At 44.0% G+C, this 20,671-nt stretch carries 16 protein-coding genes; 11 read left to right on the forward strand and 5 right to left on the reverse strand.

Going from position 1 to position 20,671, the window contains the following annotated elements; translation table 11 throughout:
* The first annotated feature begins 173 nt into the window (after nt 1-173).
* Genes IW644_RS08545 through IW644_RS08570 form a run of 6 tightly spaced genes read left to right on the forward strand, consistent with a single transcriptional unit; the run spans nt 174 to nt 5,215 of the window.
* Nucleotides 174-932, forward strand: coding sequence for a DUF3450 domain-containing protein (locus IW644_RS08545; RefSeq protein ID WP_014948287.1), 759 nt, complete (start codon nt 174-176; stop codon nt 930-932).
* Between the two features lie 13 nt (nt 933-945).
* The gene (locus IW644_RS08550) at nt 946-2,310 is read left to right on the forward strand and encodes a MotA/TolQ/ExbB proton channel family protein (protein WP_269917251.1); all 1,365 of its coding nucleotides are present in this window, start codon (nt 946-948) and stop codon (nt 2,308-2,310) included.
* Nucleotides 2,311-2,312: 2 nt separating this feature from the next.
* Complete coding sequence (locus IW644_RS08555; RefSeq protein WP_012517279.1) at nt 2,313-2,831, forward strand: MotA/TolQ/ExbB proton channel family protein; 519 nt, start codon at nt 2,313-2,315, stop codon at nt 2,829-2,831.
* A gap of 32 nt (nt 2,832-2,863) precedes the next feature.
* Nucleotides 2,864-3,271, forward strand: coding sequence for an ExbD/TolR family protein (locus IW644_RS08560; RefSeq protein ID WP_012517280.1), 408 nt, complete (start codon nt 2,864-2,866; stop codon nt 3,269-3,271).
* A gap of 3 nt (nt 3,272-3,274) precedes the next feature.
* Nucleotides 3,275-3,883, forward strand: coding sequence for an energy transducer TonB (locus IW644_RS08565; RefSeq protein WP_039234966.1), 609 nt, complete (start codon nt 3,275-3,277; stop codon nt 3,881-3,883).
* Between the two features lie 6 nt (nt 3,884-3,889).
* Entirely contained in the window at nt 3,890-5,215 is a 1,326-nt protein-coding gene (locus IW644_RS08570) for a tetratricopeptide repeat protein (protein WP_269917252.1), read from the forward strand.
* 196 nt (nt 5,216-5,411) lie between these two features.
* On the opposite strand, the gene IW644_RS08575 is transcribed toward IW644_RS08570, so the two are convergent.
* The 4 genes from IW644_RS08575 to IW644_RS08590 all read right to left on the reverse strand — a co-directional run bounded on the left by IW644_RS08575 (nt 5,412) and on the right by IW644_RS08590 (nt 11,769).
* Entirely contained in the window at nt 5,412-6,491 is a 1,080-nt protein-coding gene (locus tag IW644_RS08575; RefSeq protein WP_269917253.1) for a response regulator, read from the reverse strand.
* Nucleotides 6,475-9,363, reverse strand: a complete 2,889-nt coding sequence (locus IW644_RS08580) for a PAS domain-containing hybrid sensor histidine kinase/response regulator (RefSeq protein WP_269917254.1) — start codon at nt 9,361-9,363, stop codon at nt 6,475-6,477. The genes IW644_RS08575 and IW644_RS08580 overlap by 17 nt, the downstream gene beginning before the upstream one ends.
* Before the next feature lie 250 nt (nt 9,364-9,613).
* Nucleotides 9,614-11,182, reverse strand: coding sequence for an AMP-binding protein (locus IW644_RS08585; RefSeq protein WP_269917255.1), 1,569 nt, complete (start codon nt 11,180-11,182; stop codon nt 9,614-9,616).
* Between the two features lie 110 nt (nt 11,183-11,292).
* Complete coding sequence (locus tag IW644_RS08590) at nt 11,293-11,769, reverse strand: hypothetical protein (protein WP_269917256.1); 477 nt, start codon at nt 11,767-11,769, stop codon at nt 11,293-11,295.
* A 151-nt stretch (nt 11,770-11,920) separates the two neighbouring features.
* Between IW644_RS08590 and IW644_RS08595 the strand changes: the two genes are divergently transcribed.
* Both IW644_RS08595 and IW644_RS08600 read left to right on the forward strand, forming a co-directional pair.
* A complete protein-coding gene (locus IW644_RS08595; RefSeq protein WP_269917257.1) occupies nt 11,921-13,147 on the forward strand; it encodes a PQQ-dependent sugar dehydrogenase in 1,227 nt (408 codons plus the stop codon).
* A gap of 401 nt (nt 13,148-13,548) precedes the next feature.
* Nucleotides 13,549-16,359 (forward strand): bifunctional aconitate hydratase 2/2-methylisocitrate dehydratase, encoded by a 2,811-nt coding sequence (locus IW644_RS08600; RefSeq protein ID WP_269917258.1) that lies wholly within the window; start codon nt 13,549-13,551, stop codon nt 16,357-16,359.
* A 171-nt stretch (nt 16,360-16,530) separates the two neighbouring features.
* On the opposite strand, the gene IW644_RS08605 is transcribed toward IW644_RS08600, so the two are convergent.
* Complete coding sequence (locus IW644_RS08605; RefSeq protein ID WP_269917259.1) at nt 16,531-17,535, reverse strand: 5'-methylthioadenosine/S-adenosylhomocysteine nucleosidase family protein; 1,005 nt, start codon at nt 17,533-17,535, stop codon at nt 16,531-16,533.
* A gap of 355 nt (nt 17,536-17,890) precedes the next feature.
* Between IW644_RS08605 and IW644_RS08610 the strand changes: the two genes are divergently transcribed.
* The 3 genes from IW644_RS08610 to IW644_RS08620 all read left to right on the forward strand — a co-directional run bounded on the left by IW644_RS08610 (nt 17,891) and on the right by IW644_RS08620 (nt 20,451).
* Nucleotides 17,891-19,069 carry an alpha/beta hydrolase-fold protein gene (locus IW644_RS08610; RefSeq protein ID WP_269917260.1) on the forward strand — a complete coding sequence of 393 codons (1,179 nt, stop codon included), beginning with the start codon at nt 17,891-17,893 and terminating at the stop codon, nt 19,067-19,069.
* 6 nt (nt 19,070-19,075) lie between these two features.
* Nucleotides 19,076-19,360 (forward strand): DNA ligase, encoded by a 285-nt coding sequence (locus tag IW644_RS08615; RefSeq protein ID WP_269917261.1) that lies wholly within the window; start codon nt 19,076-19,078, stop codon nt 19,358-19,360.
* 140 nt (nt 19,361-19,500) lie between these two features.
* Nucleotides 19,501-20,451, forward strand: a complete 951-nt coding sequence (locus tag IW644_RS08620; protein ID WP_269917262.1) for a DNA ligase — start codon at nt 19,501-19,503, stop codon at nt 20,449-20,451.
* Nucleotides 20,452-20,671: the final 220 nt, after the last annotated feature.

Here is a 20,671-nt window from a genome sequence, read left to right on the forward strand (position 1 = left end):
AGCTGCAACAATCATCTAAAGCCCGGTTTTCCTGCCGGGCTTTTCTATTTGTGACAATAGTCATCGATTTATGACAGTTCCGTAATAAAACTGTCACAGAAAAATCCTATCCTACGCGCAGAAATTTATAGTCGGATACAACCGATTTCTTTTAACTTTAAAGGTTTGAATGTATGAAGCTTATCAATGCCTTGCTTGTAGCAGGTGCGCTAGCAGCGACACCCGTACTTGCACAAGACGATGAAGTCTTAAAACCCGTTGTCGATGAGGCAGCGAAAATAAACGAGTCAGCGGCGAAATCGCAAGAAAAGATTAACGGTATTACCGACCAAATCGACAGCAAACTTCAACAATTCAAAACATTGATGAAAGAAATCGAAGGCCTTGAGGTTTATAACACTCAGCTTCGTAAGCAAATCAACAACCAAGAACAAGAAATGGCAGACCTAAACGCTGCTATCGATGAAGTATCTGTTGTTGAGCGTCAAATCACGCCACTAATGATGCGCATGATTGACGGCCTAGAACAGTTTGTTGCTTTAGACGTACCTTTCCTTCCTGAAGAGCGCGCAAATCGCGTTGCTGACCTTCGCGCCATGATGGACCGTGCCGATGTTGCTGCGTCTGAAAAATTCCGCCGCGTAATGGAAGCGTATCAAGTAGAAATGGACTACGGCCGCACTATGGAAGCGTACAGCGGTATTCATTCAATTAACGGTCAAGAGCGTGACGTTGAATTCCTACGCCTTGGTCGTACAGCGCTAATTTATCAAACACGTGATGCAAGCATGCAGGGTGTTTGGAACAAGCAAACTCGTCAGTGGGAAGAGCTTGATAGCAGCTACCGTACACAAATTACAAAAGGTCTGCGCATGGCGAAGAAGCAACTTGCACCAGACTTGCTAATGCTGCCAGTGGCAATTACAGACTAAGAGGTTGATGAGAATGTTTAACACAGTAAAACGTATCGCTGTTGGTCTAGCAGCCCTTAGCATCAGCGTTGGTGCTTTCGCACAAAGCGACCGTGCTATGGACTTAGACGCACTTCTTAAGCAATTAGAAGAAGGTCAGTTCGCACAGTCTCAGCAAAACAAACAGCGCGAGCGTGACTTCCAATCACAACGTGCAGAGCAAGATCGCATTCTTCGCGAAACCCGTGAAAAGCGCGACCAAATGCTTGCACAATCTGAGCAGCTTGAAACACAGTTTGAAGAAAACGAATTTAAACTGGCTGACTTAAACGGTGCACTAGACACACGTCTTGGTTCACTAAAAGAGCTATTCGGCGTACTTCAGCAAATCGCTGGCGACACCAAAAATAAATTCTATAACTCAGTTATTTCTGCGCAAATTCCGGGTCGTTCTGACTTCCTTGATAAAATGGCGCAAGACATGGGTTCAAGCTCTAAACTTGCATCAATTGAAGAAATTGAGCGCGTTTGGTTTGAAATGCAACGCGAAATGACGGAAGCCGGCAAAGTCACCACCTTCACAACCGACGTTGTTGAAGCGGGCGGTGAAAAAGTGAATAAATCGGTAGTACGCGTTGGTCCGTTTGCACTCGTTGCTGATGGCAAATACTTAGACTACAACGGCGTAACCGGCACAGTATCTGAGTTAGTACGTCAGCCTGCTGACCGCTATATGAGTTCTGCCGCTGAACTACAAGCATCAAATGGTGAACTCGTTCAGTTTGGTATCGACCCAACAGGTGGTTCAATTCTTGGGCTTCTTGTTCAAGCGCCTAACCTTCAAGAGCGTGTGGAGCAGGGTGGTGTTGTAGGTTATATCATTCTTATCGTTGGTGCATTCGGTCTACTACTAGCTCTAGAGCGCCTGGTAACGCTTACGCTAACGCGCATGAAAGTGAACAAGCAGCTTAAGAGCAAAGAAGTTAACACTAACAACCCGCTTGGCCGTGTACTTAAAGTTCGTGATGAATATCCAAACGCAGACGTAGAAGCGCTTGAGCTTCACCTTACTGAAGCGATTTTGGGCGAAGTACCTAAGCTAGGTCGTAACCTAACTATCATTAAGATTATCTCAGTAGTTGCACCGCTTATGGGTCTACTAGGTACGGTAACCGGTATGATTAATACCTTCCAAGCAATTACCTTGTTCGGTACAGGTGACCCGAAACTAATGGCAGGTGGTATCTCAACTGCACTTGTAACAACAGTACTAGGTCTTGTTGTAGCGATTCCAATGACACTGCTTTACGCAATGCTAAACACACGTTCTAAGAACATTGTGTACATCCTACAAGAACAGGCGTCTGGCGTAATTGCAGAGCGCGCTGAGCGAGGCTAATCATGATCGAGTTTCTAGAAGCAATTCGCGATTTCACAGAAACAGGTGGCCAGGTTCTCCTAGTCATCGGTCTGCTGATATTCGTTATGTGGCTTTTGATCCTCGAGCGTGCGATGTATCTGATGGTTTGGCATAAGCAAGCCAAGAAAGAAGCGATAGCAATGTGGACAGCACGCGCCGATCGCTCTTCTTGGTTCGCTGAGCAAGTTCGTCAGAAAACAATTTCACAGTTAACCATGCGCCTTAACGGCAGCATCCCAATTATCCAGTCACTGGTTGCGCTTTGTCCGCTGCTAGGCTTGATGGGAACGGTTACCGGTATGATTGAAGTGTTCGATGTAATGGCGATTGCGGGTTCAGGTAATGCTCGTTCAATGGCATCAGGTGTATCGAAAGCTACTATCCCGACAATGGCGGGCATGGTTGGCGCACTTTCAGGCGTATTCGCCGCTACCTGGTTAACTCGTATGGTGAAATCAGAACGCACGCATCTTGAGGATGCATTGATTATTCAACGTTAATGCTAGCTAAGCGTTAAGGTAAGGTATTTATTATGAAGCAGCACTTTCAAAACCTAGTCGATGAGGAAGAAGCAAACATCGACATGACGCCCATGCTGGACGTTGTATTTATCATGTTGATCTTCTTTATCGTGACTGCGTCATTTGTGAAAGAAGCCGGTATCGATGTTAACCGTCCTGAAGCAGCCACCGCTGTGAAAAAGGATCGCGCCAACATCCTTATCGCGATTTCAGATAAAGGTGAAATCTGGATTAACAAACGTCGTATCGACGTTCGCGCAGTACAGGCGAACATTGAGCGTCTACACGCTGAAAACCCACAAGGCACTGTTGTTATTCAGGCTGACAAAAAGGCCACAACAGAAACCTTGATTAAGGTTATGGACGCGTCGCGAGCCGCTGGCGTTTACGATGTTTCGATTGCAGCCCAAGAGCAATAAATCATGCCACGATATTTAATCGCATTTGTTATTTCCCTTGCGATCACGTTAGGCCTGTTCTTCTTGATGCAATCGCTTATCAAGATGGGTGGCAGTGCACTAACTGAGCCGCCAAAGGGAAGCGTGCTTGACTTCGTAAGGGTTAAGCAAGATGAACAGGTTGAGAAAAAAGATCGTAAGCCGAAAAAGCCACCTAAGCCTGAAGAGCCGCCACCGCAAATGGAACAGCCTCAAATGGACTCACCTTCTCCAGATGCAGAAGGTACGTCGATGGACTTTGGTGCTGAAGTCGGGGACGACATCTCGCTAGAAGGCGGGTTGGCTCTTGAATCTGGTGACGGTGAATATCTGCCTATTGTTAAAGTAGCGCCAGTTTATCCACGACGCGCACTTCAGCGGGGTATTGAAGGTTTCGTTATTGTTGAATTTACGGTAACCAAACAAGGCGCAGTACGCGACCCAATTGTTGTTGAAGCGAATCCTTCAGGTATTTTTGAACAAGCGGCGATAGATGCTGCCATGAAATTCAAATATAAGCCTCGCGTGGTTAACGGTGAAGCAACAGAAGTTTCTGGTGTACAAAACCGTATTTCGTTCCAAATTGACGGGTAACAGAACATGATGAGAAAACAAACGAATACCTTGCTTAGTGCACTGGCGTTTGCATTTGCATCGGCCACGGTATCTGTACCTATTATGTTGGTTGCTGGTGACGCTGTTGCGCAAGAGCAAAAAGCGAGCGAGAAGAAAACTCGCCGTGTGCCAACGCTGCGCGGTAAAGTCTACGAGCAACTAGCCCGTGCACAAACGGCAGCAGATGAAGCTGGCGATGTAGAAGAAGCTATTTCCATTTTGAAAGAAGTGGAAGATAAGTCTCACTCTATGAACGCTTACGAAAAAGCCATGATGTACAACTTTTTCGGCTTCATTTATTACAACAACGAAGACTATGCAAAGGCGTTGGAATCGTTCGCGAAAGTGGTAGAGCAACAGCCTATTCCTGAAAAGTTCGAAATGACTACACTTTTCAGTTTAGCGCAGCTTAACCTTATGCAGGGTAATTACGACGACACCATCACTTATTTGGAACGTTGGGAAAGTCTTAATGCTGGCCCTGTGCCGGTGAAAAACAAAGTCATCAAAGCCCAAGCGTACTACCAGAGTAAGCAGTACGAGCAAGCCTCAACGTGGATTTCAGAAGCGGTGGCTGATCACGAAGCAGAAGGCATGATCCCTGACGAAGGCTGGTTAATACTTCAGCGTGCTATTTTCTATGAACTCAAGCAGCCTGAGAAGGTTAAAGACGTTCTTATTAAAATGGTGAAGCTATTTGACGAACCTAAGTATTGGATCCAGCTAGCCGGTATGTACGGTGAGCTAGGCGAAGAGCGCAAGCAGTTAGCCATCATGGAAACCGCTTATCAACGCGGGTTTGTTAATACGTCAGCTGACGTGTTTAACATGGCACAGCTTTATTACTATCACCGTGTACCTTATAAAGGTGCTAAGTTGATGGAGCAGGCAATGAACGACGGTGTGCTTGAGAAAAACTTGCGCAACCTTAAGTTCTTAGGTCAGAGCTGGTCGCTTGCCAAAGAGCAAGACAAAGCCATTCCCGTTATGATGCAAGCGGCTGAACTGTCTGAAGACGGTGAGTTAGATGCACAGTTAGCACAAATTCTTCTTAACGAAGAGCGCTTTGACGATGCAATTGCTGCGGCAGACCGTGCGGTTGAAAAGGGCGATTTGAGAAACCCTGGTTTGGTTTACCTGATTAAAGGCATGGCACTTTACAATAAGAAGCAATATGCCCTTGCGCTTAATCAGCTAGCTGAAGCAGAAAAGCATCAGAAAAGTCGTGCTATGGCACAGCAGTGGAAGCAGTTCGTGCAGGGTGAAAAGCGGCAGGCTGATGTCATCGCTGCCGAGCTTGGTGCCAGTTAAAGCCAGTGCTCGAATGCATGCGTTAATTGAAAAGGTCGATAAAATATCGACCTTTTTTTATATTTTCATTGGTTATTATCTATGCGCACTGGTATTAAATTAAAAGTCGCGAATCTTTTGGTTTGTCAGGTTGCCATTAGTAGTGACTGTAGGTGGCTAAAGGCAGCTTTAAATGCTTTTAAGTGACTTCAAGTAATTAGGGGAGTAAATCCGTTACTGATGCCATTTGCCCTTCCGCCTCTAGCTGATTCCAATGGCTTTTAGTATCTAGTATTTCCTGTTTGATTGAAAAAAAACACTCTACTAGTTTGGGGTCGAAATGTTTCCCTGCTCCTTCCTTAAGATGCTCAAATGCTTCTTCGTCAGACCATGCTTTTTTATAAGGGCGTTTCATCGTAAGGGCATCGAATACATCGGCAATGGCGACTATACGAGCACTTTCAGGGATGTCTTCTCCAGATAAACCTTCGGGGTAACCCGTACCATTCCACTTCTCGTGATGACATAGAGCAATTTCTGCAGCAAGATTAAACAACGGGGTATCGCATTGAGAAAGAATTTTGTGGCCAATTTGCGCATGGGTGCGCATCACTTCCATTTCGCTGTTTATTAGCCTTCGAGGCGCTTTCAAAATAGCGTCGGGAATACCTATTTTACCTGTATCGTGCATAGGCGCGGCTTGCGCTAACAAGCAAGCATCATCATAGGACCATCCCCACGCAATCGCTAAACATTTGCTGTAGGCAGCCATGCGCCAAATGTGATGTCCTGTGTCCGTGTCATTATAGTGTCCTGCTGCCGCTAACATAGTAATAGCACTTTGCTGGCTTTTGCTAAGCTCTTCAGTGCGTTTTGACACTAAATGTTCGGTAGTACGCATTTGATGAGCGAGGCTGATATGCGTTTTCACGCGCGCAAGGGTAATACTGGGCGATACCGGTTTAGTTATATAGTCGACGGCGCCAAGTTTAAAACCCTTTTCCTCGTTTTCTCCTTGGGTCAATGCCGTAACAAAAATGACCGGAATTTTACTTAGCAGTCTATCCGTTTTTAGCTTTTTACAAACTTCAAACCCGTCCATTCCCGGCATCATAATATCTAACAATATTAGGTCTGGCGTGAATTGCTGCACTATTTTTAGCGCAACCGCGCCGGATGGCGCGACCTTAACATCATAATAAGGGCTTAGTATGCCAAGCAATATATCAATATTGGCTGGCTCGTCGTCTACAACGAGGATACTGAATTTTTGTGCTACTTTATTCTGCTTGTTCATGCTTAATTTCATCTATGATTTTTTGCGCCACAACTAAAGCCCCTTCGAAATCATACACAGAGGCCCGCTGTTTTAATTGACTTATGCTGTGTGAATGGGCTGAATCACAATGGCAAGCTGCAACTTCAGTAATATGGTCAAGTGCTTTTGCATCATAAGCTTTAAGAAAGGTTTTTATTTGGTATAGAGATAAAAGCAGAGGCTCCGTTCCCATGTTGTTACTTTCAACCGAGTCATTTTTTTGGCCGGTTTTATCTATGGTGTGGGCAATTAGACGCAGCGTCGCATCTAGCTCGAAAGAAAGCTCTGCAATGTACTTCGCAATGACCGTATCCGGACGTTGTTGAACGTCTATAATACGTTGTAAATGTCGTTCTAGTGTACTTGCCCCAATCTTCTGAGCATCTGCAATTAAATTGTTTAATAGCTGGCTTGTGCAGGATGGCGCATGAAAAATATTGAGCAGGTCCGACATTACGCTTCGTTGGCTATACTTGTTGTAAAAATCTAATAAAGCAGTGAAGAATTTATTCAATCCATCCAAAGGCATGATTTCAACATAGCCTGAGTGAATATGAATATCGATGGTATGGACAATTTCGTTTGCTGTGGCAGGTTTTACTAAGTGATGGCACATACCAGCCGCTAGCGCTTTTTCTGATGCTTCATTGGTTTCATCAGCACTTAGCGCGATAATTGGCGTGAACCAGTTTCCATTCTGCGTTAGTGTTTCTGCGATGTCATAACCAGATATATCTGGCAAGTGACAATCAAGTAAAATGGCGTCAAAAGTATTCGAGTTACAAAGTGCCAGTGCATGCTCTCCCGTTGTAGCGGTTAACACCTTTACGCCTAAGTCAGCAAGGATTTGTTGGCTTATCTCCACACTTATTAGGTCATCATCTACTACTAATACTCGCTTACCTGCCAATCGATTTGTTCGCCACTTTTTGCTTTCAAGACCTTCGGTTGCCTCCTGATTTGTCGACACTTGCAAAGGTGATAAAGCAGAAATAATTTCGCTTTCTGTAAATGGAAGCTCAATAATTCGAACATCGCTAGGGAAGGTTTTTCCGAATCGCTTACGAACGTCTTCTCGACAAAATGGGGTTATCAGAACATTGACGTTTAAGTCGCGGTATTCACCAAATTGCATGTGATTGGCAAAGCGTTTCCAGCTAGATTCATCAATGGGTAGATAAGCGATGCTAAAGGGCGCCTGCTGTGGCAATAGCCCTTCTGCCTGATCTACAATTTGACAGTTGATGTTAAGTCTTTCTAACGTTTGACAAAGAATATGACATCCTTGCTCCACGCTTTCGTGTGTCTGAATGCAAAGTACTTCTGAAGGGACGGAGACAGGAAGTAAAGCCTTAGTAGGCGTTTCGTTATCAAGGCAAACGGGAAGCGAGAATGCAAAGCAACTTCCCTCATCAATTTGGCTTTCGAGGGTCAGCTCTCCCCCCATGAATTCTACAAGTCGCTTACAAATCGCAAGCCCTAAACCTGTACCACCAAACTTTCGAGAAATGGATGCATCAGCCTGCTCGAAAGCGTTGAAAAGTTTTGCTTTGCCTGCATCGCTAATTCCCATTCCGGTGTCGCTTACACTAAAGAAAAGGTGATTATGCCGCTTATCGACTTTAAGGAGAACGTAACCTTTTTCTGTAAACTTGATAGCGTTGCTTAATAGATTTATTAAGACTTGATAGATTTTTTCGCTATCACCCTTGCATGGCGTGTTGGTATTGCAGCGAATATCAAAAAGTAACTGAAGATGTTTTTGCTGTGCTTTTACTTGAAACACCTGCGCCAGCTTTTCTATCATTTTAGTTAACGTAAATGGCTCGTCGAGAATATCTATTTTATTGGCTTCAACTTTGGAAAAGTCCAAAATACTATTCATCAACTCGAGCAGCGCATTTGAACTGCGCTGAACTTTCTCTAAGTATTGCTGGCGCTGTTCATTATCGTTTGTTTCTAAGGCTAAATGCGTCAAACCAATGATGGCGTTCATCGGCGTTCTTATCTCGTGACTCATTGTAGCAAGAAAGTCGGTTTTGGCTTTGTTTGCACTTTGCGCTTCGTCATAGGCTTTTTGTAGCTTCTGTTCAATGGCTTTTTGGCCGCTGATATCGTTGAATACACCCACATGCCCGTCGGGTTCACCTTCGTTATTCATCAGCGGTACCGCAACGATAGAAATAGGGAATAGCCTGCCTCGCTTATCGGTAAAAAAGTCTTCATATGAGGTATAAGACTCTCCATTGCGAATAGCGAGGTTTACTGGACATTGCTCTCTAGGAAGGAGGGTGCCGTCTCCCTTTTGGTAATGGACGGTATCGTGAAAACGACGGTCTTGAAGTTCTTCTAAAGTCCACCCTAGAAGCTGAGAAGCGGCAGGATTAAGAAATTGCGTTTGACCTGCTGCATTTACCGCATAAACCCCTTCTCCAATACTATCGGTAATGCTACGGTAAAAGGCGCGTCCTTCAGAAAGACGCTTTTCTAAACGCTTCTGTTGGGAAATATCTGTCCCAATGACAATAAGATGGTCGACAAGATTGGCTTTTTTAACAACTGGAACCACAGTGGCAAATACATACCAAGGCTCACCCGTCTTCCTTATGCTGTGAACTTCGCCTTGCCATATTTGGCCTTGTGAAAGTGAGCTGAATATCTCGTACTTTTCATCGGCTGTAATATTGGTGATGTCGAAGGCAGTGATATTCTCACCCACTATTTCTTGTTCAGAAAACCCTGAGAATTCACAACACTTTTCATTAGCACTAAGGATATTCCCTTTTACATCCATAGTTGCAACCATGCCATGCTTGTCCATAGCCTGACGTTCTAGCAATGGGCGGTTCACAACAAAAGGCCCTTTGGAAGACGTAAAGTTAATCTAAAGCAAGTCAGCGGGTAGACAGGTAATGTCGTAAATTGCATAAGTGCAACGAAAGTGATTGGGGTTTGTTTAAGTTAAAGACAGAACCGCGATTTTTTCAACACGTTAAGCTTATTCTTTGGTAGCAGTTGCCTGATTTTAAAATAAAAAAACGCATAGGTTTTGACACTATGCGCTTTTCTTTTAGTTGCTATTTTTGTGCTGTTTTGTGTTTTTAGGCAGAACGGAGTTCTCGACGCAATATTTTACCCACAGTAGATTTAGGTAGTTCTTCTAATATTGTAATTGACTTCGGCACTTTGTAGTTCGTTAACTGCGTCTTACAATGTTCGATAACGTCCTCCGTCGATACATCTCCTGATAGCGTTATGTAAGCACATACTCGCTCTCCTGTCTTATCATCAGGCTTGCCAACAACGGCGGCTTCCATCACGCTGGGGTGCGAGGTTAGCACATCTTCTATTTCGTTCGGATAAACGTTGAAGCCTGAAACAATAATCATGTCTTTTAAGCGGTCTACAATCTTAATTGCGCCAGATTCTGTGCGAATACCGATATCACCGGTTTTGAAGAAGCCGTCTTCAGTCATTACCTTGGCGGTTTCATCATCCCGATTCCAATAGCCCATCATAACTTGCGGTCCGCGCACCGCTATTTGCCCAGACTCTCCCTCTGCAGCAGGCTTATCATAACTATCAAGAAGGGCTACCTCAGTGTCTTCTAGCTCATGGCCGACTGTGCCTATTTCTTCTTTTCCTGGAATGTTGAATGAAACCACGGGCGCGGTTTCAGACAGGCCATAGCCCTCGGTAATGGTATTACCCGTCACATCTCGCCAAATTGACACAGCTGCTTGGGTGAGCGCTGTACCGCCAGACATAGTGAGATGAAGATTAGAAAAATCAAGTTTTGCAAATTCTGGATGTCGCCCAAGACCGACAAATAGCGTATTTATACCCATAAAGGCGGATATTTTATGAGGCTTAAGTGTTTGAATGAAACCGTCGATGTCTCTCGGGTTAGGAATAAGAATAATGTGCGTGCCTTTCGCAAATAGCGCCATCATACCTACCGTAAACGCATAAATATGATAAAGCGGTAACGGGCACACCAACACTTCTTCACCGTCTTTAAAGCCTTCACCAATGCGATCAAGCATCTGAATACAGTTAGCCAGTACATTTTTATTGCTGAGCGCTGCGCCTTTAGAAACGCCGGTTGTACCTCCGGTGTATTGCAGCATGGCGAGTTCGTCTAACGCTATTGAAGGGCGAGAGAACGAAGGCAGTGCACTTCCTATTTCAATTGCTTTGGTAAAAGAAACCGTCCCGTTGAGCGATGGCGCTGTACTAGGGTCTAGTAACTCTGTTGCCGATGTCGTAATAACTGTCTCGATACCAGTATCATCTTTAATGTTGGTAAACTTAGGAAGTAAGTCACTTAAGATCACTAAGGCTTTTGCACCGCTATCGGTAAACTGGTGCTTCATCTCTCGCTCGGTGTATAGCGGGTTAGTATTTACTACGACAAGTCCCGCGCGTAATGCGGCATAAACGACAATAGGATTCTGGATAAGGTTAGGAAGTTGAATGGCTACTTTTGTACCAGGAGTCAGTTTTGCTTCGTGCACAAAATAGCGGGCTAACGCAGACGACTTACTGTCGATATCGGCAAACGTGAGGGTTTGTCCAAGAGCCGTATATGCAGGTTTATCTGCAAACTTCTGTAAAACGCTTTCAATATAGTCGGCTAGGCATGTCACATTATCAGGGTAAGTTATCATGTTGCTTATTCCTAGTAAGGCAAAGGATGTAAGGTATATACCTTACATTAGCAAACTTAACTTTTTATTCACATCAGTGTTGGCTTATTTAATAGTATAAGTTTTAGTTATTAATGGTAGCTAAAACTATCACTGAATTGGCTGTAAATGTATCCCGCACAGAAGCCCGCAAAACACTGTGCTACGAGCCCTAGCGACGAGCGAGCACCTGCAATAAGGGTGACATTTAAAATGGGCTGCATGGCTAGCAGCATCAATAGAAAAGAGAGGCCGCCTGCAACAGCGAATAGAACGGTTCGGCTAGTGCTGGTCGCGCTTTTTGCTTCGTGAAGGTTGAGTTGCTTAACGATAAAGTGTGTTATTGAGAAAGCTAACAGTAAAGTAACGGCGATAATAGCACCGTAAGTGGGTAAGAGACCTAAAGCGTCCTGCCATATCATGGAAAGCCAATCGCTAACGTTTAACTCGACGCCAATTTGAATCAAGCCCATCAAAACAGAGATTGAATGAAATAGACTTGCAAGTAGGAAACCGACTGCCCAAGATGGGACAAAATGAAAAATAGCGCGGCGAGTTGAGTGTCTCATGTTATACATTCCGAAATTCGTCAGTAAGTACCATGTATTAACTCTCGACAAAGCGCAACAAGAAGACTGAATGTAGTTATATTACGCTTACTCACTAAGCATATCACTGTAGCTTAATTAAAATTAGTAAAGACGAGCGAGGACAATCACAATGAAGTCAGTGCGTACTATAAAACGGTTTTTGGTTTTCGCGTTAGCTAGTGGTGCATTTTCGCAAGTTCTGGCGTCAAGTCTCGCTTCTGGCGCTGATGTCGAGCCCACACGAAATACTGAAAAGCATGCAGGTATAAGTGATGTGTCGGCGTCATTAAACAGTTTTGCTAGCAATGTTGTAACCGAGCACTTAGTAACCTCGTTAGCGTTCCCGAAGGCGTTGACAACGGTTATTGATGAGGTGAACGCAACTACGCATATAGTGATAGTGACAAGGGATGGTGAGCTCGTTATTGCTGATGATGAAGGTGAAATTTCTAGATTTTCTTTGGGTCTCGATCATTTGTATACAAAAGGGCAGGGAGGTGTGTTAGATATTCTTATCCCTTCCGAGTTCCCCGCCAACCCCACTGTATTACTCAGTTATTCCAAGGGTAGTGATGATGCTAACCGTCTCGCTGTAGTAAAAGGTGAACTTTCTCTCACCTCTGGCATTAGTAACATTGAACCCGTAATTGAAGTAGCGCAAACAAAAGATACGCCTGTGCACTATGGCGGGAAGCTTCTTCAGCTTAGAACTAGTGATGCAAGCCAAGAACAGGGCTTTTTAGTTACCACAGGTGACGGGTTTGATTACCGAGAGCAAGCTCAGGTTATTGGCTCACAATTAGGTAAAGTACTTGGTTTTTCCATAGCGGGAGAACCACTAATGAACCCAGCATTTCCAGAAAGCCCTTACGTATACTCATTAGGGCATCGCAATCCACAGGGGCTGGTGCAGGGGCCTAAAGGGCAGATATTTCTGCATGAGCACGGACCTGATGGCGGCGATGAAGTAAACTTGCTTAAAAAGGGCGCGAACTTCGGTTGGCCTGTCGTTACGTTAGGAAAAGACTATTCAGGTGCAAGAATTTCACCTTTTTCAATTTACCCGGGCATGACAGACCCCATTGTGGATTGGACACCATCCATCGCGCCGTCATCTATGGTTTACTACTCACATGATCAGTATCCAATGTTGACCGATACTTTGCTTGTTACCAGTTTGAAAGCTAAAGCCTTATATGCGGTCAATAAAACTTCGAATAAGTATGTTTCTACGAAGATTTTTGATGCATTAGAAGTGAGGCTAAGAGACATCGCGGTCGACGGTGAAGGCAACCTTCTTCTTTTGACCGATGGAGAAAATGCCAAGGTGGTAAAAGTTTCGCCCAAACAGAGCTAAGTTCAATAAAAGCTCAAAAAACTGAAATTTTGTTTCAAAATTGATGGTAATTTGAACTGGTCGCACCATAAATAGAATGAATCTTTGTCATAAGTGCAACACTATTATTTATCTTTATTGGTCAAACCATTCTTATTGAAAATGACTCCGTAATTCATTCTCTGTTTTGGTAAGTAACTGAAATTAATGATTAAAGCTTGCTTTCAGAAAAAAGTCATTTTTTGCACCTATGCTCTTTAAGGTTTAGTTAACGTTGAATTGAGCAGTTGTATAACCAACTGATTACTTTCAGTCATTACGTAACTGCTAAAAATCAGTTAAAATATCCCTCATTTTTATATGCGTATAGCTAAGACCGACTTAACACTACGCCCAAGTAAAACTAAGACCGAGAGAACTATATGAGTTTGTATTCAGAATATCTGGCAGAGATCGAAACCCGTAAAACGGAATTAGGTCTTAACCCTAAGCCAATTGACAGTGCTGAACTGCTGTCTGAAATTATTGCTCAAATTAAAGATACAACAAACGAGCACCGCGAAGACTCTCTAAAATTCTTTATCTATAACACCCTGCCAGGAACTACGCCTGCTGCTGGTGTTAAAGCACAATTTTTGAAAGAAATTGTACTTGGCGAAGAAAAAGTAGAAGAAATCACGCCAGAGTTTGCACTTGAGCTACTTTCACACATGAAAGGCGGTCCGTCTGTAGAAGCACTTCTAGACCTTGCACTTTCTGATGATGAAACAGTTGCCAAGCCTGCAGCTGAAGTGTTGAAGACTCAGGTTTATCTATACGAAGCCGATACTGAACGTCTTGAAACAGCATTTAAAGCGGGTAACGCGATTGCTAAAGACGTACTAGAAAGCTACGCAAAAGCTGAATTCTTTACTAAGCTTCCTGACGTTCCAGAGAAAATTGAAGTAGTGACCTATATCGCTGCAGAAGGTGATATCTCAACTGACCTTCTTTCTCCTGGTAACCAAGCGCACTCTCGTGCAGACCGTGAACTTCACGGCCAGTGCATGATTTCGCCTGAAGCGCAGCAAGAAATTGTTGAGCTAGGTAAAAAGCACCCTAACGCAAAAGTTATGCTTATTGCTGAAAAAGGCACAATGGGTGTAGGTTCTTCACGTATGTCTGGTGTGAACAACGTTGCACTTTGGGCCGGTGAGCCTACAAGCCCTTACATTCCTTTTGTAAACAAAGCGCCAATTGTTGCTGGTACTAACGGTATTGCACCAATCTTCCTTACTACTGTAGACGTAACCGGTGGTATTGGTCTGGACCTTAAAAACTGGGTTAAGAAAACAGACGAAAATGGCGAAGTGGTTCGCGATGCAAACGGCGACCCAGTGCTTGAAGAGGCTTACTCTGTTGCAACTGGTACGGTACTGACTATTGATACCAAAGCGAAGAAGCTTTTCAACGGTTCAGAAGAACTGGCTGACGTATCTGCCTCATTCACTCCTCAGAAAATGGAGTTCATGAAAGCGGGTGGTTCTTACGCCGTAGTATTCGGTAAGCAGCTACAATCTTTTGCTGCACGTACACTAGGTGTTGAAGCGCCAGCAGTTTACGCTCAATCGAAAGAAGTTTCACACGAAGGCCAAGGCCTTACAGCTGTAGAAAAAATCTTTAACCGCAATGCGGTAGGTGTAAATTCAGATGCGCCACTTCACGCGGGTTCTGATGTTCGCGTTAAAGTAAACATTGTAGGTTCTCAGGACACCACTGGCCCAATGACCTGCCAAGAACTAGAGTCTATGGCGGCATCAACTATTTCACCTACTGTTGACGGTGCATACCAGTCTGGTTGTCACACTGCGTCAGTATGGGATAAGAAAGCACAGGCTAACATTCCTAAACTAATGTCATTCATGAACAACTTTGGTGTAATCACAGCACGTGACCCTAAAGGTGTTTATCACTCAATGACTGACGTTATTCACAAAGTGCTTAACGACATCACGGTAGACGACCGCGCCATCATTATTGGTGGTGACTCGCATACTCGTATGTCAAAAGGCGTAGCATTCGGTGCCGACTCAGGTACGGTAGCACTAGCGCTTGCGACAGGTGAAGCGGCAATGCCAATTCCAGAGTCTGTGAAAGTGACCTTTAAAGGTAAAATGAAAGAGCACATGGACTTCCGTGACGTGGTTCATGCTACTCAAGCGCAAATGCTTAAGCAATTCGCTGGCGAGAACGTGTTCCAAGGTCGCGTAATTGAAGTACAAATCGGTACTCTACTTGCTGACCAAGCGTTTACGTTCACTGACTGGTCTGCAGAAATGAAAGCGAAAGCGTCAATCTGTATCTCTAACGACGAGACAATGATTGCGTCACTTGAGCTTGCTAAGAGCCGTATCCAAATCATGATCGACAAGGGTATGGATAACGAAGCGAACATGCTTCAAGGTCTAATCGACCTTGCTGACAAGCGTATTGCTGAAATCAAGTCTGGTGAAGTACCAGCGCTTGCACCAGATGACAACGCTAAATACTACGCAGAAGTGGTTATCGACCTAGATCAAATCGATGAGCCAATGATTGCTGACCCAGACGTAAATAACGAAGACGTGTCTAAGCGTTATACCCACGACGTTATTCGTCCAGTTTCTTACTACGATGGTAAGCCAGTAGATCTAGGTTTCGTAGGTTCTTGTATGGTGCATAAAGGCGACATGCAAATTATCGCACAAATGCTGCGTAACCTAGAGAAGCTTAACGGCTCTGTAGAGTTTAAAGCGCCACTTGTTGTTGCTCCACCTACATATAACATCGTTGATGAGCTAAAAGCAGAAGGCGACTGGGAAGTACTAGCGAAATACGCAGGCTTTGAATTCGACGATGCTCAGCCTAAAGAAGCAGCGCGTACTAAGTACGACAACATTCTTTACCTAGAGCGTCCTGGATGTAACCTATGTATGGGTAACCAAGAAAAAGCTGAGCCGGGCGACACAGTAATTGCGACATCTACACGTCTTTTCCAAGGCCGTGTTGTAGCCGACTCTGCTGAGAAGAAAGGTGAATCACTATTAGGCTCTACGCCGCTAGTGGTACTTTCAACCGTACTTGGCCGTTTCCCAACAACTGAAGAATACAAGCAAGCGGTTGAAGGCATCGACCTAACTAAGTTTGCTCCACCTTCAGAAGACTTGGCAGTTAAGCCTAAGTTTGAAGCTGATGTAGCCGTTAAGCGCGTTTAAGCATTTAACGCTAAATAAACATTAAAAAGCCCCAACCTAGGTTGGGGCTTTTTTTATACCTGAAATAATGGGGTCAGAGTACATTAACTACAAAGATTGGGACAGAGTACATTTAATTGGAAAGTACTCTGCTTCAATTGCCGAAAAATGTACTCTGACCCCATTTATTTGTTATTTGGGGTCGGTGGCTACGAGTTCATCGAGTATGCCAAGTAGCAGCTTAGTGCCGGTGCCAGAGGCTATCGCGTCAAATACATTTTCAACATTCTTACCGTGCTGACCGCCCGCCAAGTCGCTAATTGAACGGATAATTAACCAATCTACGTCGTTAACAAAACTCACCTGTGCGACGGTTGCCGATTCCATTTCTGCAACATCAGCCGTGTAAACGTCACGCAGCCACTCGCGGTATTTAGCGTTGTCTACGAATACTGAACCTGTTACCCCATTTCCACCTATATCAACCAGTATTTCCTTACCAGATGGCATAGTGATAGGCGGAATCTTTTTGAGCGCGCGTTTTGCCATGTCTAACAGTGTTTTATCGGCAGTAAAATAGGGCATTCTTTTGCGGGTGTCCCATCCTTCTTTAACTACGGCCACTTCAGTAGGATGAATAAAGCCTAAGTTTTTATAGTTTGGCGAGTACTTATCTGTCTCTCGTCGCGCTTTGTAATATTCGAGTTGTTTAGCGTAATAGTCCGGTAGCTCATAGGTGTTAGCATTACCTTTCTTCGGGTTGATATAGACAGATTCGTCATGGAAATACCAACGTTCAGGCACTGCGATATCGCCTGGTGTATATTTCGGGTTTATGGCCCCTGCAATACCCATCATAACCAGCTTATCAATAGGGAAGTAATCCAGCGCCATCTGCACAGTCATTGCTGCGTTGGTAATACTGACACCCGTGCTAAACACAACAATAGGCTCACCTTTATACGTGCCTAACTGATATTTAACCCCTTTAATATAAACCGTTTGCGTAATTTGAGCGTCGTCCATAGTCGCAAACGCTGCGTCAATGGCTTCAATTTCTGGCTCGTAAGCAGCAACCACGGCTGTCCATTTGTTTGTCACATTGGAAAAATCTTTTGGACCGTACTGACTAGTATCGTCATTTGCTAAAGACGATAGCGATATACACACGAATAAAACAAAACTACTTAAGCGCATATTGACCTTATTTAATTTATTGTTTGCACCAATGAGGTGCGGTTGATGAGCGAGAACTGTATGTAATGGAGATAAATAGCTATCGGAACAGTCTCAATTAAACACTATCGCAGAATTATGGCAAAGTTCGAGCCAATAAGATCGCTAAAAATCGACAACCTTATTATGGTGATGATAGGCATTAATAAAGGTGTGAGCGTAGGCAACGCTTTTTGTTTGTTGCTTAAAATTTGTATACCAAGTAATGTTAACTAAAAGCTCACCTGAATAATTAACCCATCCATAAAAAGCTGGCTATTTAAGCGTTTAGCATAGCTCTTAATGAGATACTCTCAGATAAAAGGACTTAACCCTTATGTTATTCAAGCGTATTACGCTAACCGTATTAGCGTGTCTTTTTGCTAGCTCGTCAATTCAAGCTGAATCTAACGAAGAAGCAAAAAACTACGAACTGAAAGTAGAGAAGTTTGAATCTAAAGTGCTAAAGGAAGAACGAGAAGTCGTTGTTCAACTTCCTAAAGGCTATGCAGAAAACCCTGACAAGAAGTACCCTGTAATTTATCGGTTAGATGGTGCGGTTTATCTACCTATAATGAATGCGGTACTTGAATCACTTCAATCTGAAAATGCTGCTCCAGAAGTAATTATAGTCGCCATTGAAAATACCGATCGTTTTCGAGATCTTTTCCCTACGGCAAATGAAGACCCATACGGGCCTGTAGGTTATGGCGGGGGCGGGGCAAACTTTTTGTCTTTTATAACCACTGAACTTATCCCAATGGTCGAGAATAAATACCGGGTGCATGATTTTCGAGTGATAGCCGGGGGATCCGCTGGTGGTGTATTCGGATTGTATGCGCTCACTCAAAATCCTGAGCTTTTTAAGGCTGTGATTGCCTATAGTCCTGCGGTGTGGTGGAACTATGGCGCGCCGGCAAAAAGAACGGTTGCGTTTTTTAAATCTTCCAGCCAGTTGGATCACTTTATCTATACGTCTATAGGCAACGAACCGGCGCCAATGCGACCCTACTATGATGATATGATTTTGGGTATGCGGGCAAACCAACCTGCTGGTTTGAGGTGGGTAAATGATGCCTATGCTGGTGTACGGCACAATTTGGTTACGGCAGCGTCTATTTTTAGTGCTTATCACAACCTGTTCTTGTCAGCTTATTTAAGGCCTGAACAGTTCGATGGTGATATTCAAAGCATTGCCAAATACTACGATCGCGTTTCAAAGCAACGCGGGGAAAAATTAGAGGCGCCTGAATGGGTAATTAGAGAATTAGGTTATCATTATGTGCGCTCTGAAAATTACGACAAGGCTATTGAGCTGTTTAAGCACGATATAGCTAAGTACCCCGAGATGCCCGACCCGTATAACGGCATAGCGTATGGTTACGAGCAAATGGGTGAGTATGAAAAAGCACTTGAGAGTGTAAACAAGGCTTTGGAGCTTTCGACACCGCAGCACGATGGTTACCAAGTTTATACAGATAGACAAAAGCGTTTGCAGTCTCTATTAAAGGAGTAATGTACCTTGAAAAACAAAAGTGAATGCAAACATTTTAACTATCTTGCCAACGCAATTGTAATGGTTGGTATCATTGTTGGAACAAGCGGATGCAGCACGGTTACGACAGGACAAACCGATCATTGTGTTGAGCAAGCGAATAACGCAGATGTTCACGGAGTTAATACTGCTAATGAGCAGCTTCAAGCCTGCTTAGAAACCTATAAACTACGACGCGATAAAGAAAGAACGGTAGGTGAAGCTTTTGCCGAGGATGTGCTTATCTCAGTTCTTGATATCATCACTGACTAAGATTTTTTCAGCCAAACGAAAACCTTCCTACGTACAGTTATAAAAAGTCCAAAGGCAGAGTAATTTACTCTGCCTTTGTCGTTTTAGTCTCTTCCTAATGGCTTTAACGGACTCCGTTTAATAACTTATGGAAAGAGCCAATGCGTTTTATTCTGACATCTGTTTGTGTGTTTTTAATCACGGCAGTTTCTCACGTTTGTGCACAGAGCAAGCTTGATATTGTCGACGGTTTGCAGCTTGCCAAGCAGTATGAACACAGCCGCCAAGATATAAACATCACCGATTACTGGGTGAGCGAAAAGTTAGACGGTATTCGGGCACGATGGGATGGCACTGAACTTAGGACTCGAAACAACAACAAAATATTTGCGCCAGCTTGGTTTACCGCCAATTGGCCTAAGGCGACTATCGACGGTGAACTTTGGATAGAAAGAGGGCAATTTGAACTTACAGCTTCCATCGTGCTTTCTAAGTTAACGGAAGAGAAGTCGCACCTTGTCGCTAATTCGTTGCCTGGGGCCGAAACTACCGCGTACGACATTACAGCAGCGTCTATACCAGACACACGCTGGGCTAAAGTTAGGTTTATGGCCTTCGACATGCCTGTAGCAGGACAGCGTTTTGACAGCCGACTGAACAAGCTTAATAGCCTTAAAAAGGCCACTCCCAACCCCACGTTTGACGTGATCCCTCAGTTTAAACTTTTGTCTCTAACCGCGCTTGAAGAAGAGCTTAAACAAGTAACCAAAAACGGTGGTGAAGGGCTGATGCTTCATCATGGGAAGGCATTTTACCAGGCAGGGCGTAGTGACAATCTACTAAAGGTAAAACATTTTGAAGATGCTGAAGCGAAAGTGTTGGCGCAACTTCCAGGAAAAGGAAAATTTAAAGGCATGATGGGATCACTGTTGGTAGAAACATCTGACGGCATTCGATTTAAACTGGGAACGGGATTTTCTAACAAAGAGCGCCAAGCGCCTCCGGCTATAGGTAGCTGGGTAACCTTTAAGTTTTACGGTGTAACGAATAACGGTAAGCCAAAGTTTGCGAGCTACCTTCGCACTAGGCCCAACGCCGACTTATCAAAATAGCTCGACTTATCAAAATAGCACCTTTATTAACTAGCGAAATAGCCTCAATATCGAGCCTTTAATTAACTGTTATCTATCCTTTACGATGCACTTCAATTGAATAAGCTGCACATAAAGCTCCCCCCCCTTGTCTTCAGCATATAAAACCCTATAACTTACTTAACCAGTAATTGTTTTTGTCACTTTATGTACCGCTCTTTAATCGCTTTTAGCGTTCAAA

This window comes from Alteromonas sp. PRIM-21 (assembly GCF_027563165.1).
Classification (GTDB): Bacteria; Pseudomonadota; Gammaproteobacteria; order Enterobacterales; family Alteromonadaceae; genus Alteromonas; species Alteromonas macleodii_A.